This is a genomic window from Roseovarius sp. JB2-10 (assembly GCF_055693585.1).
Genome location: NZ_CM146337.1, coordinates 2,058,474 through 2,082,709 on the forward strand (window position 1 = coordinate 2,058,474; position 24,236 = coordinate 2,082,709).

General features: G+C 57.4%; 27 protein-coding genes. 15 read left to right on the forward strand and 12 right to left on the reverse strand.

Annotated elements, in window-relative coordinates; translation table 11 throughout:
* Nucleotides 1-2: 2 nt before the first annotated feature.
* From pcaD to ACZ1HJ_RS10370, 5 genes are read right to left on the reverse strand one after another with little or no spacing between them, the layout of a single operon-like run.
* Nucleotides 3-806, reverse strand: coding sequence for a 3-oxoadipate enol-lactonase (gene pcaD, locus ACZ1HJ_RS10350; protein WP_472718589.1), 804 nt, complete (start codon nucleotides 804-806; stop codon nucleotides 3-5).
* The gene (locus tag ACZ1HJ_RS10355; protein ID WP_472718590.1) at nucleotides 806-2,008 is read right to left on the reverse strand and encodes an endonuclease/exonuclease/phosphatase family protein; all 1,203 of its coding nucleotides are present in this window, start codon (nucleotides 2,006-2,008) and stop codon (nucleotides 806-808) included. The genes pcaD and ACZ1HJ_RS10355 overlap by 1 nt, the downstream gene beginning before the upstream one ends.
* The gene (locus ACZ1HJ_RS10360; protein WP_472718591.1) at nucleotides 2,005-2,991 is read right to left on the reverse strand and encodes a threonine ammonia-lyase; all 987 of its coding nucleotides are present in this window, start codon (nucleotides 2,989-2,991) and stop codon (nucleotides 2,005-2,007) included. The genes ACZ1HJ_RS10355 and ACZ1HJ_RS10360 overlap by 4 nt, the downstream gene beginning before the upstream one ends.
* Nucleotides 2,988-3,821 (reverse strand): alpha/beta fold hydrolase, encoded by an 834-nt coding sequence (locus ACZ1HJ_RS10365; protein WP_472718592.1) that lies wholly within the window; start codon nucleotides 3,819-3,821, stop codon nucleotides 2,988-2,990. Before ACZ1HJ_RS10365 ends, ACZ1HJ_RS10360 begins: the two co-directional genes overlap by 4 nt.
* Complete coding sequence (locus tag ACZ1HJ_RS10370) at nucleotides 3,818-4,510, reverse strand: haloacid dehalogenase type II (RefSeq protein ID WP_472718593.1); 693 nt, start codon at nucleotides 4,508-4,510, stop codon at nucleotides 3,818-3,820. Before ACZ1HJ_RS10370 ends, ACZ1HJ_RS10365 begins: the two co-directional genes overlap by 4 nt.
* Before the next feature lie 231 nt (nucleotides 4,511-4,741).
* Here ACZ1HJ_RS10370 and ACZ1HJ_RS10375 point away from each other — a divergent pair, with 231 nt between their 5' ends.
* Nucleotides 4,742-5,170, forward strand: a complete 429-nt coding sequence (locus ACZ1HJ_RS10375) for an FKBP-type peptidyl-prolyl cis-trans isomerase (protein ID WP_472718594.1) — start codon at nucleotides 4,742-4,744, stop codon at nucleotides 5,168-5,170.
* 59 nt (nucleotides 5,171-5,229) lie between these two features.
* On the opposite strand, the gene ACZ1HJ_RS10380 is transcribed toward ACZ1HJ_RS10375, so the two are convergent.
* Together ACZ1HJ_RS10380 and irrA are read right to left on the reverse strand one after the other, a co-directional pair.
* Nucleotides 5,230-6,219: an NADPH:quinone reductase gene (locus ACZ1HJ_RS10380; RefSeq protein WP_472718595.1), complete on the reverse strand. Its 990-nt coding sequence runs from the start codon at nucleotides 6,217-6,219 to the stop codon at nucleotides 5,230-5,232.
* Nucleotides 6,220-6,266: 47 nt separating this feature from the next.
* On the reverse strand, nucleotides 6,267-6,695 hold the full coding sequence (gene irrA / locus ACZ1HJ_RS10385; protein ID WP_472718596.1) for an iron response transcriptional regulator IrrA: 429 nt from the start codon (nucleotides 6,693-6,695) through the stop codon (nucleotides 6,267-6,269).
* Between the two features lie 161 nt (nucleotides 6,696-6,856).
* Between irrA and fabA the strand changes: the two genes are divergently transcribed.
* From fabA to ACZ1HJ_RS10410, 5 genes are all read left to right on the forward strand, one after another.
* Nucleotides 6,857-7,366, forward strand: coding sequence for a bifunctional 3-hydroxydecanoyl-ACP dehydratase/trans-2-decenoyl-ACP isomerase (gene fabA / locus ACZ1HJ_RS10390; protein ID WP_472718597.1), 510 nt, complete (start codon nucleotides 6,857-6,859; stop codon nucleotides 7,364-7,366).
* 24 nt (nucleotides 7,367-7,390) lie between these two features.
* Nucleotides 7,391-8,620, forward strand: coding sequence for a beta-ketoacyl-ACP synthase I (gene fabB, locus ACZ1HJ_RS10395; protein ID WP_472718598.1), 1,230 nt, complete (start codon nucleotides 7,391-7,393; stop codon nucleotides 8,618-8,620).
* Nucleotides 8,621-8,626: 6 nt separating this feature from the next.
* Complete coding sequence (locus ACZ1HJ_RS10400; RefSeq protein WP_472718599.1) at nucleotides 8,627-9,418, forward strand: enoyl-ACP reductase FabI; 792 nt, start codon at nucleotides 8,627-8,629, stop codon at nucleotides 9,416-9,418.
* A gap of 122 nt (nucleotides 9,419-9,540) precedes the next feature.
* Nucleotides 9,541-9,798: a hypothetical protein gene (locus tag ACZ1HJ_RS10405; protein WP_472718600.1), complete on the forward strand. Its 258-nt coding sequence runs from the start codon at nucleotides 9,541-9,543 to the stop codon at nucleotides 9,796-9,798.
* Nucleotides 9,799-9,946: 148 nt separating this feature from the next.
* Nucleotides 9,947-10,348 (forward strand): VOC family protein, encoded by a 402-nt coding sequence (locus ACZ1HJ_RS10410; RefSeq protein WP_472718601.1) that lies wholly within the window; start codon nucleotides 9,947-9,949, stop codon nucleotides 10,346-10,348.
* Between the two features lie 79 nt (nucleotides 10,349-10,427).
* Here ACZ1HJ_RS10410 and ACZ1HJ_RS10415 read toward each other — a convergent pair whose 3' ends face one another.
* The 3 genes from ACZ1HJ_RS10415 to ACZ1HJ_RS10425 all read right to left on the reverse strand — a co-directional run bounded on the left by ACZ1HJ_RS10415 (nucleotide 10,428) and on the right by ACZ1HJ_RS10425 (nucleotide 13,608).
* A complete protein-coding gene (locus ACZ1HJ_RS10415) occupies nucleotides 10,428-11,702 on the reverse strand; it encodes an ABC transporter permease (protein ID WP_472718602.1) in 1,275 nt (424 codons plus the stop codon).
* Nucleotides 11,699-12,505: a taurine ABC transporter ATP-binding protein gene (locus tag ACZ1HJ_RS10420; RefSeq protein ID WP_472718603.1), complete on the reverse strand. Its 807-nt coding sequence runs from the start codon at nucleotides 12,503-12,505 to the stop codon at nucleotides 11,699-11,701. The genes ACZ1HJ_RS10415 and ACZ1HJ_RS10420 overlap by 4 nt, the downstream gene beginning before the upstream one ends.
* Before the next feature lie 110 nt (nucleotides 12,506-12,615).
* Complete coding sequence (locus ACZ1HJ_RS10425) at nucleotides 12,616-13,608, reverse strand: taurine ABC transporter substrate-binding protein (RefSeq protein ID WP_472718604.1); 993 nt, start codon at nucleotides 13,606-13,608, stop codon at nucleotides 12,616-12,618.
* A 346-nt stretch (nucleotides 13,609-13,954) separates the two neighbouring features.
* Here ACZ1HJ_RS10425 and ACZ1HJ_RS10430 point away from each other — a divergent pair, with 346 nt between their 5' ends.
* Together ACZ1HJ_RS10430 and ACZ1HJ_RS10435 are read left to right on the forward strand one after the other, a co-directional pair.
* The gene (locus tag ACZ1HJ_RS10430) at nucleotides 13,955-15,271 is read left to right on the forward strand and encodes an NAD(P)/FAD-dependent oxidoreductase (RefSeq protein WP_472718605.1); all 1,317 of its coding nucleotides are present in this window, start codon (nucleotides 13,955-13,957) and stop codon (nucleotides 15,269-15,271) included.
* Between the two features lie 43 nt (nucleotides 15,272-15,314).
* Complete coding sequence (locus ACZ1HJ_RS10435) at nucleotides 15,315-15,662, forward strand: cupin domain-containing protein (protein WP_472718606.1); 348 nt, start codon at nucleotides 15,315-15,317, stop codon at nucleotides 15,660-15,662.
* An 18-nt stretch (nucleotides 15,663-15,680) separates the two neighbouring features.
* Here the strand turns inward: ACZ1HJ_RS10435 and ACZ1HJ_RS10440 are convergent, their stop codons facing one another.
* Together ACZ1HJ_RS10440 and ACZ1HJ_RS10445 are read right to left on the reverse strand one after the other, a co-directional pair.
* Nucleotides 15,681-16,463: an IclR family transcriptional regulator gene (locus tag ACZ1HJ_RS10440; RefSeq protein ID WP_472718607.1), complete on the reverse strand. Its 783-nt coding sequence runs from the start codon at nucleotides 16,461-16,463 to the stop codon at nucleotides 15,681-15,683.
* 219 nt (nucleotides 16,464-16,682) lie between these two features.
* Complete coding sequence (locus ACZ1HJ_RS10445) at nucleotides 16,683-17,552, reverse strand: hypothetical protein (protein ID WP_472718608.1); 870 nt, start codon at nucleotides 17,550-17,552, stop codon at nucleotides 16,683-16,685.
* Nucleotides 17,553-17,660: 108 nt separating this feature from the next.
* On the opposite strand from ACZ1HJ_RS10445, the gene miaB reads away from it, so the two are divergent.
* The 7 genes from miaB to lnt all read left to right on the forward strand — a co-directional run bounded on the left by miaB (nucleotide 17,661) and on the right by lnt (nucleotide 24,148).
* On the forward strand, nucleotides 17,661-18,995 hold the full coding sequence (gene miaB, locus ACZ1HJ_RS10450) for a tRNA (N6-isopentenyl adenosine(37)-C2)-methylthiotransferase MiaB (protein ID WP_472718609.1): 1,335 nt from the start codon (nucleotides 17,661-17,663) through the stop codon (nucleotides 18,993-18,995).
* 162 nt (nucleotides 18,996-19,157) lie between these two features.
* Nucleotides 19,158-19,721: an OmpA family protein gene (locus ACZ1HJ_RS10455; protein ID WP_472718610.1), complete on the forward strand. Its 564-nt coding sequence runs from the start codon at nucleotides 19,158-19,160 to the stop codon at nucleotides 19,719-19,721.
* 17 nt (nucleotides 19,722-19,738) lie between these two features.
* Nucleotides 19,739-20,047, forward strand: coding sequence for a hypothetical protein (locus tag ACZ1HJ_RS10460; protein WP_472722195.1), 309 nt, complete (start codon nucleotides 19,739-19,741; stop codon nucleotides 20,045-20,047).
* A 150-nt stretch (nucleotides 20,048-20,197) separates the two neighbouring features.
* Nucleotides 20,198-21,205: a PhoH family protein gene (locus ACZ1HJ_RS10465; protein ID WP_472718611.1), complete on the forward strand. Its 1,008-nt coding sequence runs from the start codon at nucleotides 20,198-20,200 to the stop codon at nucleotides 21,203-21,205.
* 16 nt (nucleotides 21,206-21,221) lie between these two features.
* A complete protein-coding gene (ybeY, locus tag ACZ1HJ_RS10470) occupies nucleotides 21,222-21,710 on the forward strand; it encodes an rRNA maturation RNase YbeY (protein WP_472718612.1) in 489 nt (162 codons plus the stop codon).
* A 43-nt stretch (nucleotides 21,711-21,753) separates the two neighbouring features.
* Nucleotides 21,754-22,641, forward strand: coding sequence for a hemolysin family protein (locus ACZ1HJ_RS10475; protein ID WP_472718613.1), 888 nt, complete (start codon nucleotides 21,754-21,756; stop codon nucleotides 22,639-22,641).
* Complete coding sequence (gene lnt, locus ACZ1HJ_RS10480; RefSeq protein WP_472718614.1) at nucleotides 22,634-24,148, forward strand: apolipoprotein N-acyltransferase; 1,515 nt, start codon at nucleotides 22,634-22,636, stop codon at nucleotides 24,146-24,148. The genes ACZ1HJ_RS10475 and lnt overlap by 8 nt, the downstream gene beginning before the upstream one ends.
* Nucleotides 24,149-24,236: the final 88 nt, after the last annotated feature.

Consider the following 24,236-nt stretch of genomic DNA (forward strand, 5'->3'; position numbering starts at 1 on the left):
CCCTAGTCCGGATCCGCGGGAATATGCCCGGTTTTGCGCAGGAATTCGGTCAGCACGGCGGCATATTCTTTGGGTTGATCAACACAGGGCAAGTGTCCGCCCTTGCGGATCAAATGGAACTGCGAACCGGGGATCAGGTCGATCGTTTCGCGCACCAGATCTGGCGGGGTGGACCCGTCGTCTGATCCCGCAATGCCCAGGGCGGGCAGGCGCAAACCACTGGTTGGTGTGTAAAAATCCGTGCCGGAGATCGCGGACATACAGCTGATGAACCCTTCAGCGCGCTGTTCGGTCATCATGTCCCGCCAGAATTGCAATTCGTCACTGGCGCGAAAAGCGGGGCCAAACCACCGTTCCATCGTGGGGTTCGCCAGCGCTTCGATGCCACCGGCACGTACGGCGGCAATCCGGTCTGCCCACATATCGGGCTGGCCAATTTTGGCGGCTGTGTTCGACAGGATCAGTGCACGCATCAGATCAAGCCGTTTGATCGCCAGGCCCTGTGCAACCAGACCGCCAATCGACAGTCCAACAAAGGCGCATTCACGCACCTTCAATGCTTCCAATACCTGTTCCGCATCGTGCACCAGTTGACCCATCGTGTAGGGGCCGGGTGGGCAATCAGACATGCCATGGCCGCGCATGTCATACCGGATGATCCGCAAACCGGGGGGCAACAACGGCACAACCTTGTCCCACAGCCGTAAATCCGTGCCGAGCGAATTGGCGAAAACCAGTGGCGCGCCATGTGGGTCACCATCTTCGCGAACTTCAAGCCGCACATCCCCGAGATCGAGCAACGCCATCAGCGCAGACTCATATGGGCAACGATCTGACCGTGATCAGACGCGAGTTTGTTATACGGCGCTTCGGGGTGGGAGCCATCGGTCAGATGGTCGTTGAAAACGCTGAAATAGGTCATATCGCCCAAACGATCCGGATTGTCGGGGTGGAAATGCCGCGACAGAAAAAGCTGGTCGATGGATTCGTAAACGCCACCAAAAGCAGACGTGTAGACCATGTCACGCAGGGATTTCCGAACAAACAGTTTTTCGGCCGAATGCAGGCGAACCGTTTCGATGTCGTCGGTGATCTGGGCGCTCTGTTCTTCTGAGTACCGATCATTTTTGGCCTTGGCATCATGGCGCAGCATCCAGGCGTAGTTCTTGAACGGAACCTCGCCGGCGATGATTTCGGAGCTGACGGCGTGTTCGCCATCGTTGAAATCGCCCATGACCATCACCGGGTTACCGGCCTTGATCTCCGTAACGATCTCGCGGCGCAGAACCCAGGCTTCGGCCATGCGGCGCACTGCGGCGCGCAGGCTGCCCAAGGCCCGGCCAACGGGATCGTATTTCGTCAAATCCTCTTCCGGTGCAAAATCCGCACCTGCGGGCTTAAGGTGTTCGCCCAATTTGGATTTGAGGTGGCAATTGAACACGGTGATGACGCGCTCGCCGATCCGAATTCGCGCCTTGAGGATGGGCCGGGAGAGCCGTTGCAGCCTGTAAAATCCGGCTTCCTGCGCGCCGTCCAGCCCCCGAAGCGGTTGAAACGGGATGGTAAAGGGCTCTGGCAGGTCCTGTATGATTTCGGGCGTGCCTTCAAAACCGAACCGCGACAACAGCGCCAATCCCGGTCGACGTTGCCCCGGCATGCCACCATCCGCGCTGTTGGGGGCAAAGGCGATTGCGGCATCCGAGTAAGGCTCTACCGCGAGTTTGCGAAAGATCACTTTGCGTCGGTAACTTTTGGACTTGTCGGGCAATGTAGCGGCATTCAACACCTCTGCACGCCGGTTGGTTTCCTCCACGACGCTTCGCAGTGCATCTTCTTCAAAGATTTCCTGAAAGCCTACAATGTCTGCGTCCATGGTCAGAAGCTGGTTGGCCATCCAGTCCTCTTTCCAGGCGTATTCCTCGGGCGTGTAGGTCTGGAATTCGTAGTATTCCTTGTCTGGCCCAATCAGGTTTTTGACGTTGAAACTGGCGATTGTGAACTCGGTCATACATCGTTCCCGTATTTTGAAAGGGCGGTCTGAAACACATCCGCATCCACATTGCCGCCGGAAATGGTGACAAGTACCGTGTCACCTTCGATCTGGTCTTTGTGAAACAGGGCGGCGGCCAGTGCGGCGGCACCACCGGGTTCCGCCACGGTTTTCAAGCGTGCCCAGGCAACCGCCATGGCATGCAGGCATTCGTCTTCACTGACCGCCAGACCGGGGCCGCAAAGATGCTTGAGGATCGGGAATGTGATTTGGCCCGGCGACGGCGTCAGGATCGCATCGCAGATATTGCCAGATTGTTGGTTGTTGGTCTCGATATGGCCGGACTTGAGCGAGCGGGTCACGTCGTCAAACCCTTGCGGCTCGACAGGACGCACACGCAATCCCGGCGCCTCGGCCTCGCACGCCAGTGCAATGCCCGAGGTCAGCCCACCGCCGCCACAACACACCAGAAGGTCCGCATCCGTTATGCCAAGCGCATGTGCATCCTCAGCAATCTCGAGCCCCGTGGTGCCTTGGCCTGCGATCACTTGTGGTTCGTCATATGGCTTGATCAGGGTCAGCCCGCGCGCGGCGGACAAAGCGTCCCCTACTGCCTCGCGACTTTCCCCGCCAACGCGATCATAGAGCACAACCTCCGCCCCAAGTGCGCGGGTGTTTTCGATCTTCATTTGAGGCGCGTCGGCGGGCATGATGATCACAGCGGGCACATCAAATTCGCGCGCGGCCAAGGCCACGCCTTGCGCGTGGTTGCCGCTGGAAAATGCAATGACACCGCGCGCGCGGGTTTCGTCGTCCAATGCCGACACGGCAGATCGACCACCGCGGTATTTGAAGCTGCCTGTGTGTTGCAGGCATTCGGGCTTGATGAACACGCGCCGTCCCGCGATCTCGTCGATAAACGGCGAATGGAGCAAAGGGGTACGCCGCGCGTGGCCATGCAATCGTTGCGCCGCCGCGCGGATCATGGAGATATCGGTCATTGTACCTGTTCCAAAAGGTCTGTGATGGCACTCAAGGCCTCGGCCTCGTCCAAGAACGGCACATGACCCCGGTCCGGTACGGTCGTGGAAATCATGCCGGGGTGTCTTTTGGCCATCTCTGCCTGTGTTTCGGCGGTGAGCAAATCGGAATTGGCCCCCCGGATCGACGCCAGCGGCAGCCCGTTCAACGCATCGAATAACAGCCACAAATCTGGCGCTTCTCCCGCGCCAGCCTGCCCGACAAGCGCGTCGCGCAACCGGGCATCATACCGCAGCGCCAGCGTGTTCTTACCCTGTTCGGCCCACATGAATTCGGCCTGAACCAACCACCGGTTCAGTGTCACATTCGGAAACGCGTCCGCATAAACGGCCTTCAACCCGTCCGCTGCCTCGGCATAGGTCGCAAAATTCGGTTCTTTGCCGACGTAATCCATGATCCGCTCCAGCCCGCCGGGTGCAACCACGGGGCCGATGTCGTTGAGGATAACGCCGCCAAGCCGGTCTTTGTGCAAATGGGCCAGCACCATGGCGATCAAGCCGCCCCGCGACGTCCCCATCAGTGTGACTTTGTTCAGTCCAAGGTGATCCAATAATTCAATCGCATCCTGAGCCTCCTGCAGGATGGAATATGTCATGAAATCAGTGGCATAATCTGATTTTCCCCGGCCGCGGTAATCCATGCGGATCAGGCGCGTGTGGGTCATATGAGGTACCAGAAAATCGAAATCGCGCAGATTGCGCGTAAGGCCCGCCAAGCACAGAACCGGCGTGCCCTTTCCGACATCCTCATAGTAGAGCGTCAGCCCGTCAGAGGTTTGAAAAGTGCTCATCCCTTGCTGCTCGCCAAATCCGGGATGCCGGTCAGATCACTTAGGACATGATGCGGTTTTGCGGGCAACCGATCCATCGGATCACCGGCGCGATTGACCCATGCGGTGATAAATCCATAGCCCGCAGCGGCCGCGGCATCCCAGCCATTTGAAGAGACAAAGAGCACCTCGTCGCGCGCGCAGCCAAAGCGCTGTCCCACAAGGTCATAGACGACATCAGCAGGTTTGAAGATGCCCACGCTTTCGACCGATAGCACATCATCGAGAACGTCCCCAATGCCCGCGGATTGAACAGCACCGTCCAGCATGGGGGGCGAGCCGTTCGAAAGGATCGCTGTGTTCATTCCGGCGGCTTTCAGGGCAGACAGCATCGCGGGAACCTCGGCATAGGCCTCAAGCTCCCAATAGAGCTGCAGCAGACGTTCTCGTAACTCTGGGTCTTCCCCATGACCGTTGGCTTCCAGAGCCCAATCCAGGCCGTCCTGCGTTACCTGCCAAAACTCCGTATGTGTGCCCATGACCGCCCGCAGCCACGTATATTGCAACTGCTTTAACCGCCAATGCTCGGCGATCTGCGGCCAGTCTTTTGCAAAGGCTTCTCGGCCCGGTTCTGCCGCGGCATGGCGCGCCGCTGCTGCCACGTCGAATAGCGTTCCATAGGCATCAAAAACACAAGTTGTGATGGTCAAAACGGCCTCCCGGTCCACGTCAGCGCCAGACTGGCATGGAAGATGAAGGAGGGAAAGGCGCAATCTGTGCCCTCGCGTCGCGGGCCAGCCGCAATTTGCAATCGGTCAAGGGAGCAGGTAGCGTATTGCAAAATTCGCCCAAGCACCCCGCGCCAAACCGTGCGGCCTTGCAAATTCACGCAGCCATTTGCACCCCGTGCAAAGCCGCACACTCCCACGATTGGAATATCAATGACGCAGGTCAAATCGGGCGACAAAGTCCGCCTACATTACACCGGAACGCTGAACAATGGCGACACATTCGACAGCAGTGAAGGCCGTGATCCGTTGGAATTCACCGTTGGGTCAGGGCAGATCATTCCGGGATTGGATGAGGCCATTCCAGGCATGGCAGTGGGGGATAAAAAGGTTGTCGAAGTGCCTGCAGATCAGGCCTATGGACAGCCGCATCCCAATGCGCGGCAAGATGTACCCCGCAGTGAAATTCCGGATGATATCCCGCTAGAAGTTGGGATTCAGTTGCAGATGCAAGCACCCGACGGGCAGGCAATCCCCGTGCGTGTTGTAGGTCTGACCGACGACACGGTAACGCTTGACGCTAACCACCCCTTGGCGGGGCAGGACCTGACCTTTGCGATCGAACTCGTATCGATTGAATAGAGGTAGCCTGCGTCGGCGAACGACGCGTTGCCTATGACACTACGCCGGTAAGCCCCATCTCAGTCCGTTTTCAGCAACACGGCCCCTGCGCGCCCTGGGGTCATCACCTCATCATGGGCGGCGGCGCATTGATCCAGCGGATAGGTGGCGTGCACGGCGGGTTGCAACGCGCGATCCACCAGTGCTGCATGAAGCCGCGCGATGGCTGCGTCCCGCTTCGGTTTAGGCAAGATGTATATCAGCGTGATATCTATTTTCAGGGCCTTGAATAGATACGGGCCGAAGGGCAGTTCTGGTGACATGTTGATGAAAGAGCCATAGGCGGCAATCGTGCCGTTTTCCGCCATCACCGCCGCCAACAGATCGACATTTGCACCAAACTCCACTTCGACCGCGCGATGAATGCCCGTGCCATGCGTCGCTTCGGTGATTTTTGCCGCCAGATCGGGATCGGCATAGTCAAAGACATGATCCGCGCCTGCCGCCTTGACCCGTGCGGCGCCAGCGGCCGAGGCCGTGGCAATCACCGTCGCGCCGCCTGATTTGGCCAGTTGAACAGCAGTGTGGCCAACGGCCCCACCGCCGCCACTGACCAACAGTGTTTTACCTGTTACATCGCCGCCGCCAAAGACCGTTTGCGCGGCGGTCAACCCGGGGATGCCAAGCGTGGCCCCGGTTTCCAAAGACACGCCGTCGGGCAGGGAGACGGCCTGTTCGGCGGGCAGGGCAATATAGGTCGCTGCGGTGCCAAAAGCGCGTTGCCACTGACCGTTCCAAATCCAAACGCGTTCGCCCACCCGGGCCGCATCAACCCCGTCCCCAACAGCCTCGATGACGCCTGCGCCATCGGAATGTGGGATGATCTGGTCAAAGGCGGGTTTGGTTACACCCGGCCGCGCACCTGCACGGGCCTTGGCGTCAGAGGGGTTTGCACCCGAAAACGCCAATCGGACAAGCACGTCGCCCGCGGCGGGTGACGGTGTTGGGAGGTCAACCAACTCAAGCACATCGGCCGAGGTACCGAAACGGGAATAGGTGATGGCGCGCATGGCAGGTCTCGCTGATCAGGGAAGTTCAGCGGTCAGAATGACGTATTTCAGGTGCGGCGCAAGCGGATGATAACATCAACCTTGGCAATTTCGGCACCCTCGGGGGCCTTGGGCAGGCTGGTGATCTCCAACTGTTCCGCCGGGGCGTCGGAAATCCGGTTTTCATCTTCCCAGAAGAAATGCGGGTGATCATGCGTGTTGGTGTCGAAATAGCTGCGCGAACCGTCGACTGTTACTTCCTGAACCAAGCCAGCATCACAAAACGCGCGGAGCGTATTGTAGACCGTGGCCAGTGAAACGCTTTCGCCCATGGTTTGCACATCGGCAAAAAGGCTTTCGGCAGTAACGTGGCGATGTTGGCCGTCGCCCACCAGCAATGTCGCCAAGGCAACCCGCTGACGGGTCGGGCGTAAACCTGCGCCGGTAAGCCATTCAGTGCCTCGGGTCGTCGCAATTTCGGTTGCCACAGCTGCCATCCTTTTTTTGTACCTTTAATATAGGGCCGCTGCCCCAATGATTTCAAACAAATTCATACACATCTGGCGGACAAGGTGCCGCACTCAGGCTTGCAAGCGCCTTTTACCGGGTGCTACACGGGAAGTAACGGAATATTGCAGAATTGAAAGGGGCCGCCTGAATGGCTGACTATCCAAGCAGCTTTGACCGGGATGACCTACTGAAATGCGCCCGGGGCGAGCTTTTTGGCCCCGGCAACGCACAATTGCCAGAACCCCCCATGCTGATGATGGATCGGATCACCGATATCAGCGGCGATGGTGGTGCGCATGGCAAAGGCCATGTGGTGGCTGAATTTGATATCAAACCGGATCTTTGGTTCTTTGGCTGCCACTTCCCGGGAAATCCGATCATGCCCGGTTGTCTGGGTCTGGATGGGCTGTGGCAGCTGACCGGTTTCAACCTCGGCTGGCGGGGCTGGCAGGGGCGCGGCTATGCGCTTGGTGTTGGAGAGGTCAAACTGAAAGGTATGGTACGTCCAGACCGTAAGATGTTGACGTATTACATAGATTTTACCAAAGCCGTGCAAACCCGCCGGTTGACGATGGGTGTGGCCGATGGTCGGGTTGAGGCCGATGGCGAGGTCATCTATCAAGTCAAGGACATGAAGGTTGCGCTGTCAGAAAGCTGACCCCCTGAACGAAGGAGATCGCTAATGCGTCGTGTCGTGGTCACCGGCCTGGGTATCGTTTCGAGCATTGGGAATGATGCAAACGAGGTGCTTGGCTCTTTGAAAGAGGGCCGGTCTGGCATCACTGCAAATGCGGATATGGCCGAACATGGATTTCGGAGCCAGATCGCGGGTGATCTGAAGATTGATGTGAGTGAGCATGTCGACAAACGCACCCTGAGGTTCATGGGACCCGGCGCGGCATATGCCCATATCGCAATGTCGCAAGCCATTGCAGATGCGGGGCTGGAAGAAGCCGATGTGGTCAACCCGCGCACAGGTCTTGTGGCCGGTTCTGGCGGCCCGTCGACCTCCGCCATGTTGGCAGCACATCAGACGGTTCTGAAAACCGGTGCCACCAAACGGATCGGGCCTTTTGCCGTGCCCAAAACCATGTGTTCGACAATATCCGCCAACCTCAGCACGGCCTTCAAGATCAAGGGCATCAACTACTCCATCACCTCGGCCTGCTCCACCAGCCTGCATTGCATCGGCAATGCGGCGGAACAGATCATGATGGGCAAGCAGGATGTGATGTTCGCGGGCGGCGGCGAGGAGTTGGACTGGACCCTCTCGTGTCTGTTTGACGCCATGGGCGCAATGTCGAGCAAATATAATGACACGCCGGAACGCGCCAGCCGTGCCTTTGATGCGGATCGCGATGGGTTCGTGATCTCCGGTGGTGGTGGCATCATCGTGCTTGAGGAACTGGAACATGCACTGGCCCGCGGGGCCCGCATTTACGCCGAAGTGACGGGCTATGGCGCCACATCCGACGGTGCCGACATGGTTGCGCCAAGCGGCGAAGGTGGAGAGCGCGCGATGCGCCTGGCGCTGGAAACCCTCCCCGAGGGCCGCAGCGTCAGCTACATCAATGCGCATGGAACATCGACGCCCGTCGGCGATGTTGGTGAGGTTGAGGCCGTGCGCCGAATATTCGGACAGGGTAAAACACCACCCATTTCGTCCACAAAATCAATGACCGGGCACAGTCAGGGTGCCACCGGCGCACAAGAGGCAATCTACTGCCTTCTGGCGCTCCACAATGATTTCATCATCCCGTCGATCAATGTCGAAACGCTGGATCCTGCATTGGACGCAGCCGAAATTGCGACATCCCGCGTAGACAACGCAGGCATCGATACGGTGATGACCAATTCTTTTGGCTTCGGGGGCACGAACGGATCGATGCTTCTGAGCAAATATAACGGATAAGCACCTATGAATGATGCGATGAAGGGCAAACGCGGGCTGATCATGGGGGTGGCGAATGACCGCTCGATCGCTTGGGGTGTCGCCAAGGCAATGCACGAGGCCGGTGCCGAACTGGCGTTTTCCTATCAGGGGGATGCGTTTGGCAAACGTGTCGAGCCTCTGGCGGCCTCGTTGGGCTCTGATCTCTTGCTGGATGTCGATGTATGCGATGATGCGTCTCTGGATGCCTGCTTTGCCACGTTGGCAGATCGATGGCCAACTATTGATTTTCTGGTCCATGCCATTGCGTATTCAGACAAGTCCGAATTGACGGGCAGATTTCTCAATACCAGCCGCGCGAATTTCAAAAACTCGATGGATATATCGGCATATTCCTTTGTCGAAGTCGCCCGCCGGGCCCATCCGATGATGATGGAGAACGGCGGCACGCTTTTGACGATGACCTATCAGGGATCGAACCGCGTTGTGCCCAATTACAATGTGATGGGTGTGGCAAAAGCTGCGTTGGAGGCCACTACCCGCTATCTCGCCAATGATCTGGGGCCAGACGGCATCCGGGTCAATGCCATTTCACCGGGCCCCATGAAGACGCTGGCGGGTGCCGTGATTGGCGGGGCGCGCAAGACCTACAAACATACAGATGTGAATGCACCGCTGCGCAGCAACGCCACGCTCGAGGCGATTGGCGGCACGGCGGTTTATCTGGCCTCTGATGCAGGGGCGTGCACAACTGGCGAAATCATCCGCGTGGATGGCGGGTATCACGTTCTGGGCATGCCACAGCCTGAACATCTCTGACCCGTCCCGGTGGTGCTATACGCCGCGAGCGCGGAGACAGGTGCCGTTGCACAAAGAAATACATCTGAATGTTGCCCGACCAGCGCCCCAAAAATGCCATGAGAGCCTGACATGCGTTGGGCATGGAACTCAAGTTTGTAAAAAAGCAAGAGCGTCAGGAGCGCTATAAAATGCGGGCAAAGAAGGCCCGGTTTTATGCTCGTCTTGTGATTTTGTGTCTGATCGGGACGTCGGCTGCCGCCGCATGGCAGGACGAAAACTATGGTCCGCAGATGAAGGAATACGCTCGGATTGCCATTGAGAAGTTTGAGGATGCAACGGACGAAGACAGCGCCAGCCGTAAAATCGTTCAAGCCGCACTCAGCAAGCTTGACCTCTGATCCCTGACCCCGTTCCAACCCGTTAATCGCTAACAATACCGCAGCTTGCCAAAAGTCTTGTGGCACCGGTGACTTGTACATCCTGCGTTCCGGCGTAGGCTTGTCCACGCGCGTGGCAGTCGTCAGGTGTGCGTCAGTACAGGGCAGCATGATGATTTCACATATCACATTAGGCACCAACGATATCCAAGCGGGAGGGGCGTTTTACGACGCGCTTCTGGAGTGTCTGGGGTGGCGCAAGATCGTCGATGAAGACGGTGAAGGGTGGATGGGCTGGGTGCCTCTTGATGCCGAGAGTCCAATGCTGGTTTTGACAGAGCCGCTGAATGAAAAACCGGCCCAGCCGGGCAATGGCGGCATGCTGGCGCTCAATGCGCCGGATCGTCAGGCCGTGCGACAGGGCCATGAGATCGCCATGCGGTTTGGCGGGGCCGACGAAGGCGCCCCGGGCCTGCGCCCCCACTATCATGCCAACTATTATGGCGCGTATTTCCGCGACCTTGATGGCAATAAAATCTGCCTTTGCTGCCATCTGCCTGAGCCCGAGTAAGGCCCGGAGCCGTTCTGCGACCACACAAAAAAACAGGCCCCACGAGGGAGGCCTGTTTTCCAAAGATATGGCTGGACGCTTAACCCTTGCCTTTCCACGGCACCAGCAGGCGTTCTGCCCACCGCATCAGCATGTCGATGCCAAATCCGATGACGCCGATCAGGATGATGCCCAGGATCACGATATCGGTGTTCTGGAAACGCGAAGCGACCATGATCATCATCCCGGCACCCTGTTCCGCGGCCACCAGCTCGGCGGCCACAACCGTGCCCCAGCAGACGCCCATCGCAACCCGCGCACCGGTGAAGATTTCCGGCAGGCTGTTGGGGATGATAACGTGGCGCATGATCTGCCATTTGCTGGCACCTAGAGAATAGGCGGCGTGAACTTTGGAGATGGCCACACCCGACACGCCAGAGCGTGCAGCAATTGCCATGATCCAGAGAGCCGCAAGGAAGAGCAGGATGATCTTGCCGACCTCCCCGATGCCAAACCAGATGATCACCAACGGGATCAAGGCCAGCGGTGGTACAGGGCGCATGAATTCCACGATGGGGTCAAACCATCCCCGGAACCAGTCGCTCAGCCCCATGGCATAGCCCAATGGAATGCCAATAAGTGCCCCCAGCAGGAAGCCCGCCACAACGCGGAAGAGTGAATATCCGAGGTGCTCCCACAGCGTGAAGTTTCTGAACCCTTCGCTGATCACCTTGATCGTACGGGTCCAGACATCTTCGGGCGGCGGCAAGTAAAGCGGTTCCATCTGCCAGCCGCGGCTTGGGGCATAGTTGGGTGTGCCCTTGTCCGACAGCGTGACGGTGCCGCTTTCGATCTCTACGGTTTCCCCACGTTTGATGGGTTGCCCGTTGATCGCAACCACCTCCGAGCCGTCTTTTTTCGAGATATCGTCATTGCTGTCCACCCGGATCAGGCCCGAGCGCCACTGTGCAATGGCGGCAGAGTCGTTTTTGGCAAACCCGTCACCCGGTTCAACCTCTGGCGCTTTGGTTTCTTCTTCGCGCGGATGTACGATCACGGTGACGTTCGCATCGTCACGCTCGCCATTTGCCTCAACCGTGTAGGTAAATTCGGCCGTGCCGACAAAAGGCGCCGGCGCATGCATGAACTTCGGCAACAACGCCGAGCCCGTGAACATGCCCCAGATGAAGAACAGGGTCAGGATGGAAATGACACCGGCCATTCGGTTGGGACGCACGGCGCTTTCGTCGCCGAACGTCACTGTTTTGAGCGAGGTGTAATCCGAAAGACCGGCGCCCTGGATTACTTTGGTCACGATCAGATATGCGGCGATGAAAATCGCAATATAGATGAAGAGAACGAAAAACCCGGTCATGCTGCACTCTCCGTCCGGCCCATGATTTCTTCTTCCATGTCCCAGATCATCGAGAGGATTTCTTCGCGACGCGGTCCGAATTCCTCATGTTTCTTGACTTCGCGCAGGTCCGCGCCGACGCCCAGTTCGGCAAACGGCAAGCGGTATTCCTTGTGGATGCGACCGGGGCGGGGCGCCATCACGATCAGGCGTTCGCCCAACAGCAGCGCTTCCTCGACCGAGTGGGTGATCAGGATGATCGTCTTGCCCGTTTCCTTCCAGAGCTTCAGCACAAGGCTTTGCATCTTTTCACGGGTCAGGGCGTCAAGAGCGCCCAAAGGTTCGTCCATCAGGATCACATCGGGGTCATTCGCGAGGCACCGTGCAAGGGCCACGCGTTGCTGCATCCCGCCCGAAAGCTCGTAAACGGCCTTTTCCTTGAAATCCTGCAGGCCAACAACATCCAGCAGGTGATCCACAGTTTCGCGCTTTTCGGCCGCTGGTGTGCCTTTCATCGACGGGCCAAAGCCCACGTTTTCCCGCACCGACATCCATTCGAACAGGGCGCCTTTCTGGAACACCATGCCGCGTTCGGCATCGGGGCCGCTGATGTCATGTCCGTTCAAAACCAGCTTGCCACTGGTGGGCGCCAAAAACCCGGCAACAATATTCAACAATGTTGTCTTGCCGCAGCCCGAAGGCCCCAGCACGCTCATCAATTCGCCCGCTTTGAGATCAAGCGAGACATCTTCCAATGCTTGCACTGCGCCACCATCCGGTAGCTCAAATCGCATAGATAAATTTTGTATGGAAAGTCCGGTCATAAGGTCCCCACCTGTTGCCCGCCGTGGCGGAAGTTCAAGCAGGGTTGACCCCGCTCTTGGGTTTTATTGGATGGCTGGCGCGAAAAATCTCCGCGCCAGCCGATCAGAGTTTACATGCCGCTGGCAGCTGTCAGAGGACCGGTGTTTACCGCGTCTTCGTAGCTGTCCAGAGCCGAGTCGATCGAGCCTGCTTCAACAAACACGTCCGCAACACCCTTCATAAAGGTTGCCGCATTGGCGCCCAGCCATTTGTCCGACAGCTGATCGTCAACTGATGGGAACTTCATGGTCGAAATCGCGCCTTTGGCCGCGTCGACATCCATACCGGCCTGCTCAGCAATAACCGCCAGCATTTCGTCGCTTGGGTTTGCAGCCCATTCTGCGTTTGCATCGGCTGTTACTTTCAGGAACTTGGCAACGATGTCACCATTTTCCGCAACAAAAGACGCAGGCGCCGTTGTGACGTCAAACACCAGAATGCCCAGCTCTTCTTTTTCGTCGCCGGTCAGAAGCACGTTGCCGTACTCTTTCATCGACGTCAGACCGCCGCCGTAACCACAGGCAAAATCAACAGCCTTTTGGCCCAGTGCGTTCGCACCTTCGGGCGGAGGCATGTCAACAACTTGCAGGCTGGCAAGGTCAACACCGAAATGGCTCATCTGACGCAGGAAGCCGTAATGTGCCGCGGTGCCCAGAGGCACGGCAACTTTCTTACCGGCGAGTTCACCCGCCGAGTCTTTGTCGATTTCCAGATCGGAATGCACAACGCAGTTGTCGTTGTCCGAGTAGCTTACGGCCACGTCAACAACCTGAAGATCCTGACCGCCGGATGCCGCAACAACGAAAGGTGGAACACCTTGCGATACGGACATCTGAACGTCGCCGGATGCCATTGCGGCACTCATGGCTGTACCTGTTTCGAAGGACACCCAGTTCACTTTCATGCCCAGTGCTTCATCGTAAGCGCCCGACGCTTTGGCCGCCATCATCGGCATCGGCCATTCCAGGAAGTAGCCTACCGTGATTTCGTCAGCCGCGAAGGCAGGTGTCGACAATGCTGCCGTCAGGCCCATCGCTGCTGCGAGAGTTGTGTTTTTGATCATTTCTAATCCCCATTGGTGGTTTCGTAGTTAGGTTCTTAACGATACTGATGAAAAGTTCCGCATTGCAAAACTTTTATTTCGCATAGTAAGATTAAGGACAGAAGCGCGATTCCGTCAATTGTTTATTTTGTTGGCGCTAGTTGCAGAGGTTTAAAGTCGTTTCAATGGGTTGGCAAACCGAAATTCGGCGCAAAAGAAGTAGTTAGCGCAACCGACTATCCAGGCGTGCGGGCGTTTGTTCGGTACCGGAGGCAAAACCTATTGACCCACCTTGGCGATTTGTTTTAGTTTCCTTATGTGAAATTAAAGTTTTGAATTGTAAAACAAATCTGCAGGGATACGGAAAATGAACGCGGCTTCTTCAACCGGGAACATAGCGACGCAAGGCATCCACTGGCACCGAACCGCTGGCGAGGCGCCACAATGCGCCGAATTGCGCGATCACATTGAAGCGGATTTTGTCATCGTAGGTGGCGGGTTGACCGGCACGCGCACAGCCCTTGGATTGGCGGAAAACGGAGCACGGGTTGCCCTGTTGGAGGCCCGCAGTATTGGATTTGGCGCAAGTGGGCGCAGTGGCGGGCAGTGTAATCCGATCTGGCGGGCCACCCCGGACGATCTGGCCAAGCGGCTGGGAGACGCCTGCGCCGGACGTCTGGTGGACACCACGCTGGCATGCGCCGATGCGCTTTTTGACGATATCCGCAAATACGAGATTGATTGTGACCCGGAACAGGCGGGCTGGGTGCAGGCCGCGCATTGCAAATCAGCGCAGAAAGACCTGGAGCGACTTGGTGCCGCCTGGAATGCGGCGGGAGCGCAGATTGAATTTCAGGACCGCGCACAAACCGCCAAGGCGTTGGGTTCTGAGGCCTATGGGTTTTCGCTGTTTCATCCACGCGGTGGTCACGTACAGCCTCTATCTCTGACCCGTGGTTTTGCCCGAACAGCGATCAAATTTGGCGCCGCACTTTATGACCAGAGCCCGGTTCAATCGATGGAACGTGTGGGCGACAAATGGAAGGTCAGTACGCCGCAGGGATCTGTTACCGCGGACCGCGTTATCCTGACCACCAATGCCTATTCGGATGACTTGTGGCCCAACCTGAAGCAGACGTTTTTCCCGATGGTCAGCGTGTCGCTGGCAACGGAGCCTTTGTCTGACAACCTGCGAAAATCAATTCTGCCCAAATCCGTGACGCTCGCAGATACGCGCCGGGCGATTTATTATTGCCGCTATGACCGTGATGGGCGGCTTGTGTTTGGCTGTGTGGGCAGCACGGATAATGCCGCGACCTTGGGCGGGGTCAACCGATTGAAGCGCGGGTTGAAGACGGTTTTTCCTCAGCTCAGCGGGACACCGATTGAGGCCACATGGGCAGGCCGGATTGCGGTCACGCCAGAGATGATGCCGCATTTGCACGAACCGGAACCCGGAGTGCTGGCGGCACTGGGTTTCAGCGGGCGTGGCATCGCCATGACATCTGTAATGGCGCGGAGTGTCGTGAAAAAAGCCCTTGGCGCTTCGGATGATACATTGCCGTTTCCGGTCACACCCATTCGGCCAATCCCGATGCACTGGGCGGCGCGGAAAGTGTTGCCATTCGCGGCGCCCGCGATGACGTTCCGGGACAAGCTGGATACGGTGATCGACCCGCTTTGACGAACCCGCAAGAGAAACTGTTCCTAACTTCGGAGATATTCCAGTGAAATTCACTCTTTTCAGAGAACATGATGTGCCAAAAGTCGAAAAGGACATCACAGGCGACATCGTCAGCGGTACCCCAAGACAACATGCGCAATTGAAGTTTTTGGGCAATGACGAAACGATCAAATCGGGTGTCTGGGAAAGCACCGCAGGTGTGTTTCGGGCGGCTATGACCGATCAGGTTGAGTTTTGTCACATCCTGGAAGGTGGCGCGACGATCAAGACGGGAACGGGGGAAAGCTATACCGTTGCGGCGGGGGACGCATTTGTCATGGAAAGCGGATTGCAAACCGAATGGACCGTGGACGATTACTTCAAAAAGCACTTCGTGATCTGCGCCGTCTGATCAAATCGACGGATTGTGTCAGGCTGCGGTTAGTTTCTTGATGTCCGGGGCCTGTCCGCCGACCAGTGACGTGACACGATTTGCCGAGTTCATAAGCTCTTCGGTGAGCGCCGTTAGTTCCGGCAATTTATGACGCGAATGGTCGGCCCAGATATTCATCACGGCCACCGGTTCACTAAGGTAGTTGAAAATCGGCGCCGATATTCCCACGACATGCTCGAACTGCTCGCGGTCATTGGTGGCGAATCCGTCCTTGCGGACTTTTTCAAGCGTCGTCTGGAACGCCTCGCGGCTTGTAATTGTACGATCTGTGAACCGCTCAAAATCGTACCCTTCGAGTTTATACGCGATGATTTGATCCGGCAAAAAGGCCATCAGTGCCTTCCCTGAGGCCGAGCAATGTACCGGTTCGCGCATGCCTGTGCGCTGGCTGCCGCCCAACGCCTGTGGCGCTTCCAGCGCGCGCAGATACACAACCTCCATGCCGCTGGGAACGCCAATTGTGACACAGGCATTGAGCATCCCGTGCAAGCGCGTCATTTCGTCAAGCGCCAGGTTCTGGATATCATAGCCCTGATAGGCGTGCCGCACGAGATCAAAGACTTTTGGTCCCAGCATGTAGACTTTGTTTTGCTTGTCGTACTGAACTAGTTTTTCTTCCATTCCAATCGCTAGAAGACGGTGGATTGTGCTCTTGTTCAGACCACTTTCGGTGACCAATTCCGAAAATGTCAGCGGCTTTCGCGATTCACTGATCACGGTCAGAAGCGACAGGATTTTGGCGATGATTGAGCTTTGCATCTGTGATGGACTAAATTATTTTTGCCAGTTCAACAAGCGGTGTGAAATTCGGATACGCGGTAAGCCATGGCCACGGTTTTACGCACAGTTTTGAAACGCTTCAATGAAGCGAGCAACCGGTATGCTCGGTTTCATATGGCCACATTGAGGGGCAAAAAGGTCTGTGGCGTCAAGACATTAAGGCTATGAAGAAAATAGACTAAGTTGGCGCAACTGGCCTTAAAACCATTGCCCAGGTTCCATCAATCCCAAGTCCAGCAATTGCCGCGAATGCCATTCAAACCGGGTCGAGTTATGCCATTTGAACGTTTCGATATCAAAGGTTGAGCCGGGGTTGCGTTTAAGCGCTTTGGCGGTGCGAAACGAGACTATTGCCGCCGTTAGATTGTGGTGCCACGGACAGGCATAGGTGTTGTATTCTTCGTCGTTAAAGCGGTGATTTGCATCGATCCGCAGATCAGGTTTGGCCCGAAACAGAGCGATCCGGTCAATGTTGCGCCGCGGTGCTGGAATATGTTCTTCGTAACGCCAGCGCAGGCCACCAAAGAAATCGAGCTGCCGTTCTTTCGGGTGGTTGTGATTGCCCGGATCGTTGCGCGCCAAGGCATAATACCCGGATTTGTCCATATGAGCGTCTTCGAGCGAAACGGCGTTGGCATGATGATGCAGATCGCCCGCGTAAAGATCGATGACATAGGTCAGCATCGCGTCGCGCCGCTCCTCCGCGTGGAAGGCCAGCATTTCGCCGATCGTGCGCGTCTCGCAGAACGGGAAGAACAAATATTCCGCGTTGAAACAGTAAAACAGCCACGTCCCCGGCGCGGCATCGCTGACCATATTGACCGCCTTGGTGAAATCCTGTCCCGCGACGATGTCGAAGTTGATGCGATGCACCCGGTCAATCACGTCATCCGGCAGTGAAAACCCTTCCGGCATCAGAACGAGGACCTGATTGAAGCCCGAATCGAGGTGGTGGCGAATGGTGGTATCCACCTCCACCTCGTCTTCGACGAAAATCATCGCCACCGGCCCCTTGGCCAGCAACGGTTTACCCGTGGCTAAAAATTGATCAAGGCTGGAATACTGCATCGTTGCCCGTGTTGTTTACGCGATAGAATCTGACAATTTGTGCCGCATTGCAAGAGACCCTAAAACTGATGTAGTCAGACCCCCTGAAACGCAAAGGGACTGCGACAGATGGCGGAGCCAAAGAAACTGTTCATCAAGACCTACGGGTGCCAGATGAACGTCTATGACAGCGAACGCATGGCCGAGGCCATGGGCGGGGCAGGGTATGTCGAAACATCCTCTCCCGATGATGCTGACATGATTCTGCTCAACACCTGTCACATACGCGAAAAAGCTGCCGAAAAGGTTTATTCCGAACTGGGTCGGTTCCGCGAGTTGAAGGATGCCAAGCCTGACCTCAAGATCGGCGTGGCGGGGTGTGTGGCCCAGGCCGAGGGCGAAGAGATCATGCGCCGCCAGCCGCTGGTTGATCTGGTGGTGGGGCCTCAGAGCTATCACCGCCTGCCGCAGATGGAAGCTAAGACCCGCGAAGGTGCCAAGGCGCTCGACACGGATTTCCCCGAGGATGACAAGTTTGACACCCTGCGCAAGCGGGCCAAGGCCAAGCGCGGACCAACCGCGTTTCTGACAGTGCAGGAAGGCTGCGACAAGTTCTGCGCCTTCTGCGTGGTGCCCTATACCCGTGGTGCCGAAGTCAGCCGCCCGGCAGATCGCATCGTCGAAGAAGCGCGTGAGCTGGTGGATCGCGGTGTGCGTGAAATCACGCTCTTGGGCCAGAACGTCAATGCCTATCATGGTGCTGGTCCGAATGGCGATATGACCCTGGCACAACTGATCTGGGAACTCGACAAGATCGATGGTCTGGCCCGCATTCGGTTCACCACCAGCCACCCCAATGACATGGCCGATGATCTGATCGAGGCGCATGGCACATGTTCCAAACTGATGCCTTACCTGCATCTGCCGGTGCAATCGGGCTCCGATCACATCCTCAAGCGCATGAACCGCAGCCATACGGCGGAAAGTTACCTACGCCTGATCGAACGCATTCGTGAAGCGCGTCCCGATATCCTGATGTCGGGTGATTTCATCGTCGGCTTTCCGGAAGAGACCGACGCGGATTTCCAGGCCACGATGGACCTCATTGAAGAGGTCAATTACGGCTATGCCTATTCGTTCAAATATTCGACCCGCCCCGGTACACCAGCCGCCGAGCGCCCGCAGGTGGATGAGGATGTGAAATCGGAACGACTGCAGCGGTTGCAAGGTCTGATCACGACGCAGCAACGTGCCATTCAGGAAGCAATGGTGGGCCGCACTGTCAATGTGCTGTTCGAAAAGCCAGGCCGTGACGCAGGGCAGATGGTGGGCAAATCAGAATACCTGCATGCGGTGCATGTGACCGATGATGCGGTTCAAAGCGGTGACATCCTGCCCGTTAAAATTGTCGACAGCGGCACCAATTCTCTTTCTGGTGAAATTTTGCGCCACGCGGCCGAATAATCCGGCGGTCCTGCGGCCAATTCAGCGCAATGACTGGCTATTGTTTCCGTTGCGGACACAATATCTTGTAATTTTTCTTCCCATATTCCCAAGAGTCGTTAAACTTTTGCCCAGTGTGAGTTGGTGCCTTCGGGCCCAGGTGGTGAAATACAAAAAACGAGGATGGGGGCATTGAACGACATGATGAAAGCGATTGCCGTGACCGTTTGCAGCATCGCGCTGAGCGCGGGGGCAGGCTGGGCGCAAAGCGGCGCAGGCGGCACCAAGACAGAGCGGTATATTCCAACCATTTGGGTCGACCCGGATGGATGCGAACACTGGGTGATGGATGACGGGTTTGAAGGCTTCATGACGCCGCATGTGACCCGTGACGGCAAACCGGTATGTCGGCGGGGTAACCTCTGCGGCGTGGTCAGCTCGGACCAGCTTTTTGCCACCGACAGCGCGCGGATCAGCAATGCGGGCAGGGCGCGGTTGCAGGCGTTTTTCAAATCTGAACGCGCCCAGGCCTTTGTGATCACCGGCCACACCGATAGCCGCGCATCTGACGCCTATAACATGGATTTGTCCTTGCGCCGCGCCAATGCGGTTGCGCGCATCGCCAAGGCATCCGGCGCACGGATCAACGCGATCCGCGGCTATGGCGAACGCCAGCCCAAGGCATCGAACGCCACGGCGGCCGGCAAGGCGCAGAACCGCCGCGTCGAAATCATGTGTATCCGGTGAGGGGGCAGAACATGACCATGAAAACAGTGATATTGTGCTTCTCCGCCGTTGGTCTTTTAACAGCATGTGGAGAAGGCGGCGGCGGCCAGGTGGGTGAGAACAAGACCATCGATTATGGCTTCAAGAAGAAACACCTGAGCCAGTTGCAGGCCGGTATCTGGGTGGACCCAAATGGCTGTGACCACTGGATCATTGACGACGGTATCGAGGGATACCTGTCTCAACGACTGGACCGCAACGGCAAGCCAGTGTGTTCCGGTGTGGCCCCGCCGACCACCGTGACCGGGCCGTTTCAGGGTAACCAAACTGTCAGTGACACGTTCTGAGCCGTGCAACATCAGCAAAAATCAGCCGCAGGCCCCCGGGGCCCGCGGCTTTTTTCGTTAAGATCACGCAACAAAGCGCGAGTTGCTCTTGCACGCCCCTGCGCAACTTGGCACCATTTGGCAAAAAGCTACTTTAGCCAGGAGATTTGATTGATCAGCACCGAGTTGTCTCAACCCCTCGACCCCGCCACGCATCACGAAGAGGTCGTGGAATTCCCCGATAACCGCCTGCTGATCGACCTGTGTGGCGAATTCGACAGAAACCTTGCGGAAATCGAGCAGAATTTGAGTGTGCAGATTGTGCGGCGCGGCAACCAGTTGGTGGCCGTGGGCGAAGAAGCGCAGGCGCGCGAGGCCATTGCCGTTTTGCAGGCGCTCTATGAACGGCTCGAGGCGGGCAAATCCGTGGAACATGGCGATATCGACCGCGAATTGCGCATGGGCGGGTCGGATCAGGGGACGGGCACGCGAGACGGCGACCAGCTTGAGATGTTCAAAGGCGGTAAGGTCGAGATCAAAACCCGCAAAAAACTGGTCGAACCGCGCACGGACGCGCAAAAGGCGTATGTGCATTCCCTGTTCTCAAAGGAATTGGCGTTTGGCATTGGTCCTGCGGGTACGGGCAAGACATATCTTGCCGTGGCGGCTGGTGTGTCGATGTTCATCGAAGGGCATGTTGATCGCATCATTCTGTCGCGCCCGGCGGTCGAAGCGGGTGAAAAGCTCGGCTATCTGCCCGGTGACATGAAGGACAAGGTCGATCCTTACATGCAGCCGCTTTATGACGCTCTGAATGACTTTCTGCCCAGCAAACAACTGGCCAAGCTGATCGAAGACAAGCGGATCGAGATTGCCCCGCTGGCCTTCATGCGCGGTCGAACTCTGGCCAATGCGTTTGTGGTTCTGGATGAAGCCCAGAACGCCACATCCATGCAGATGAAAATGTTCCTGACCCGGTTGGGCGAAGGCAGCCGCATGGTGATCACGGGTGACCGCACGCAAATCGATTTGCCCCGTGGTGTGACAAGCGGTTTGCAGGATGCGGAACGTCTGCTCAAGAGCATTGACAATATCAGCTTCAGTTACTTCACCTCCAAGGACGTGGTAAGGCACCCGCTTGTGGCCGCAATCATCGAGGCCTATGAGGCCGATACCTGAAACCAGCGGATCCCTGATGCTGACCGAAACCCTGATTGAAGAGGCGCGCTGGCAAGCGATGGACTTGTCTGCCGTTGTCGAGCGGGCATCTCTTGCCACATTGGCACATTTCGGCATGGACCCCGATGCCTGGCAGATCAGCGTTCTGGGCTGTGATGATGCCCGAATTGCGGCGTTGAACACCGAATTCAGGGACAAACCCCAAGCGACAAATGTACTGAGCTGGCCAAGCGTGGACCGAGCCCCGACATCGCCAGGTGCACCGTCCGAAGTGCCGCAACCCGGCCCGGATAACGAACTTGGCGATATTGCCATCGCTTATGAGACCTGTGTTCGAGAGGCTGAAGAAGGCCAAAAACCGCTGACCGACCATGTCACGCATTTGATCGTTCATGCGGTGTTACATCTTTTGGGCTATGATCATATCCGTGACGAAGATGCCACCGTGATGCAATCAATCGAGCGCCAGGTACTTGGCAAACTGGGGGTGCCTGACCCATATTAGCGCGGTGGGGCGTAACGGCACTGCAAATTTTTGGAAAGAGAGAATGGGCGACAGTATAGACGGATCCTCTAACGCGGCGCAACGCGCGCAGCCTGATGGCAACGACGAAGAGGAACAGGGCGGATTTTTCCGCCGAATTTTCGGGGCTTTTGGCCCCACTGACGAAGATACGACCTCAGACACTTTTGTCCCGGGCAATATGTCCGAAGGGCAACCGGGTATCGGCAATCTGCGCCGTATGGCGGTTGAAGATGCGGCGATCCCGAAGGCGGATATCGTATCTGTGGCCTCTACCATCACCAAGGATGAACTGGTTCAGGTGTTTCGGGATAGCGGGCTGAGCCGCTTGCCGGTCTATAAGGGTACGCTCGATACACCGATTGGCTTTGTCCACCTCAAGGACCTGGCGCTCAAGCACGGCTTTAACGGGGCAAGCGGGCGGTTTTCGCTCAAACGCATGCTCCGTCCTTTGCTGTTTGTGCCGCCGTCCATGCCCATAGGGGTGCTCCTGCAGAAAATGCAGAGCGAGCGGCGCCACATGGCACTGGTGATTGACGAATATGGTGGTGTGGACGGATTGGTGACCATCGAAGACCTGATCGAACAGGTGGTTGGTGAGATCGAGGATGAGCATGATATCGACGAGGGCGGTTTTTGGACCCAGGAACCCACCGGTTGCTATCAGGCGCTGGCCAAAACACCGTTGGACGAATTCGAAGAGGAAATTGGATTTTCTCTCACCGATGCCGATGAAGTGGACGAAGAAGAAATCGACACCTTGGGCGGTCTGGTTTTCATGCTCTTGGGCCGTGTTCCGGCACGGGGCGAAGTTGTCGAACATCCCACCGGTGTGATGATCGAAGTCGTTGATGCGGACCCGCGCCGGATCAAACGCCTGAAGGTCAGCTTGCCTGGCCAGAAAGATGACTGACATCGTACAACCTGGCTTTGTCACCCGGATAAACGGGCTGGCGCGGGTGTATCGATGGCTCATTACTTTGTCACTGGGCGCTTTGGCGGCTTTGGGGCAGGCCCCATGGGGGCTATGGCCGATTACGCTTATCGCCATGGCGCTGATCTTTGCGCTGCACCGCCAATCACAAACACCACGTGCCGCAGCTTGGCTGGGATGGATCGCAGGCTGTGGTTATTTCATGGTGGCGCTCAGCTGGATCGTCGAACCTTTTTTGGTTGATGTCGCGCGCCATGGCTGGATGGCACCGTTTGCCCTTCTGGGCCTCGCGGCGGGCATGGCGCTCTTTTGGGCGCTGGCCTTTGGCGTGGCGCGTGCGGTGGGCACCGGAGCCGTCGGGCTGATCGCGGCCATCACCTTGGCGGAGGCAACACGGGGTGTGCTTTTCACCGGGTTCCCATGGGCGCAAATCGGCCATGTGTTGATCGAAACACCTCTTTTGGGATGGGCTTCGATCACCGGAGCGCTGGGCCTGACCGCGACACTTGTGGCCTTGGCAGCGGCCCTTTGGCACGTTGTTGCAGGCAAGCGGATAGCGGGCGCGGCTATCCTGATTGGACTGCCGGTCCTGTGTTATGTGCTGCCCACCATGCTGACTGAAAACAGTGCGGTGCCAGAGGATGCGCCTATTGTACGTCTGATCCAGCCCAATGCCGCGCAGCATGAAAAATGGGATTCGGAGATGATACCGGTCTTTTTCAACCGCCAGCTGGACTTTTCAGCGGCGGGCGAAGACCGACCTGATCTGGTGGTCTGGCCGGAAACATCTGTACCGGTTCTGCTCGAAGGGGCGGGATCGACCCTTGCGTCCATCTCAGATGCCGCGCGTGGCGCGCCAGTGGTGATTGGTCTGCAACGGCGCGACGGGCCGAGGCTCTATAATACGATGGCCGTGCTGGGGCAGGGCGGAGAAATCAGCGCCGTCTATGACAAACATCATCTGGTGCCTTTTGGCGAATATATGCCGTTTGGCAATCTGTTATCCCGGTTCGGGATTTCCGGATTGGCGTCGCGTGATGGCAACGGCTACAGCGCCGGGCCGGGTGCGCAGGTGATTGACATGGGCGCGCTTGGCAAAGCCTTGCCACTGATATGCTACGAAGGCGTGTTCGCGCGTGATGTGATGGCGGCACCGGAACGTCCGGATTTCATGATGCTGATCACCAATGATGCATGGTTCGGCAAAGTGTCGGGCCCGTATCAACACCTGGCACAGGCGCGGTTGCGCAGCGTGGAGCAGGGCTTGCCGATGATCCGCGCGGCCAACACCGGCATTTCGGGCGTGATCGATGCAACCGGCCGGATCACATCACATTTGCCATTGGGGGAAGCGGGTTGGCTTGACGCGCCTCTGCCACCTCCGCACGCACCCACGTTTTATGCACACACAGGGGACGCGCTGATACTGGCGCTGCTGGCCTTTGTCCTTGGTGGCAGCTTATTTTGGGGCAGACGTCGTGCCTAGCGCGCTGCTATTTCCCAGTCGGCACTAATCCGGGCAAACCGGTCGCTTTGTGGACGCCGTGCACCCAATAAAGCGACAATTAACGTCA

Coding starts and splice junctions, on each gene's coding strand:
- ACZ1HJ_RS10360 (WP_472718591.1), bottom strand. CDS start 2,991: ATGACCGATATCTCCATGATCCGCGCGGCGGCGCAACGATTGCATGGC.
- fabB (WP_472718598.1), top strand. CDS start 7,391: ATGCGTCGTGTCGTGGTCACCGGCCTGGGTATCGTTTCGAGCATTGGG.
- ACZ1HJ_RS10375 (WP_472718594.1), top strand. CDS start 4,742: ATGACGCAGGTCAAATCGGGCGACAAAGTCCGCCTACATTACACCGGA.
- ACZ1HJ_RS10355 (WP_472718590.1), bottom strand. CDS start 2,008: ATGACCGAGTTCACAATCGCCAGTTTCAACGTCAAAAACCTGATTGGG.
- pcaD (WP_472718589.1), bottom strand. CDS start 806: ATGGCGTTGCTCGATCTCGGGGATGTGCGGCTTGAAGTTCGCGAAGAT.
- ACZ1HJ_RS10440 (WP_472718607.1), bottom strand. CDS start 16,463: ATGCAAAGCTCAATCATCGCCAAAATCCTGTCGCTTCTGACCGTGATC.
- ACZ1HJ_RS10425 (WP_472718604.1), bottom strand. CDS start 13,608: ATGATCAAAAACACAACTCTCGCAGCAGCGATGGGCCTGACGGCAGCA.
- ACZ1HJ_RS10400 (WP_472718599.1), top strand. CDS start 8,627: ATGAATGATGCGATGAAGGGCAAACGCGGGCTGATCATGGGGGTGGCG.
- ACZ1HJ_RS10460 (WP_472722195.1), top strand. CDS start 19,739: ATGAAAACAGTGATATTGTGCTTCTCCGCCGTTGGTCTTTTAACAGCA.
- ybeY (WP_472718612.1), top strand. CDS start 21,222: ATGCTGACCGAAACCCTGATTGAAGAGGCGCGCTGGCAAGCGATGGAC.
- ACZ1HJ_RS10380 (WP_472718595.1), bottom strand. CDS start 6,219: ATGCGCGCCATCACCTATTCCCGTTTCGGTACCTCGGCCGATGTGCTT.
- ACZ1HJ_RS10430 (WP_472718605.1), top strand. CDS start 13,955: ATGAACGCGGCTTCTTCAACCGGGAACATAGCGACGCAAGGCATCCAC.
- miaB (WP_472718609.1), top strand. CDS start 17,661: ATGGCGGAGCCAAAGAAACTGTTCATCAAGACCTACGGGTGCCAGATG.
- ACZ1HJ_RS10475 (WP_472718613.1), top strand. CDS start 21,754: ATGGGCGACAGTATAGACGGATCCTCTAACGCGGCGCAACGCGCGCAG.
- irrA (WP_472718596.1), bottom strand. CDS start 6,695: ATGGCAGCTGTGGCAACCGAAATTGCGACGACCCGAGGCACTGAATGG.
- ACZ1HJ_RS10410 (WP_472718601.1), top strand. CDS start 9,947: ATGATGATTTCACATATCACATTAGGCACCAACGATATCCAAGCGGGA.
- ACZ1HJ_RS10455 (WP_472718610.1), top strand. CDS start 19,158: ATGGGGGCATTGAACGACATGATGAAAGCGATTGCCGTGACCGTTTGC.
- ACZ1HJ_RS10365 (WP_472718592.1), bottom strand. CDS start 3,821: ATGAGCACTTTTCAAACCTCTGACGGGCTGACGCTCTACTATGAGGAT.
- fabA (WP_472718597.1), top strand. CDS start 6,857: ATGGCTGACTATCCAAGCAGCTTTGACCGGGATGACCTACTGAAATGC.
- ACZ1HJ_RS10420 (WP_472718603.1), bottom strand. CDS start 12,505: ATGACCGGACTTTCCATACAAAATTTATCTATGCGATTTGAGCTACCG.
- ACZ1HJ_RS10415 (WP_472718602.1), bottom strand. CDS start 11,702: ATGACCGGGTTTTTCGTTCTCTTCATCTATATTGCGATTTTCATCGCC.
- ACZ1HJ_RS10445 (WP_472718608.1), bottom strand. CDS start 17,552: ATGCAGTATTCCAGCCTTGATCAATTTTTAGCCACGGGTAAACCGTTG.
- lnt (WP_472718614.1), top strand. CDS start 22,634: ATGACTGACATCGTACAACCTGGCTTTGTCACCCGGATAAACGGGCTG.
- ACZ1HJ_RS10405 (WP_472718600.1), top strand. CDS start 9,541: ATGGAACTCAAGTTTGTAAAAAAGCAAGAGCGTCAGGAGCGCTATAAA.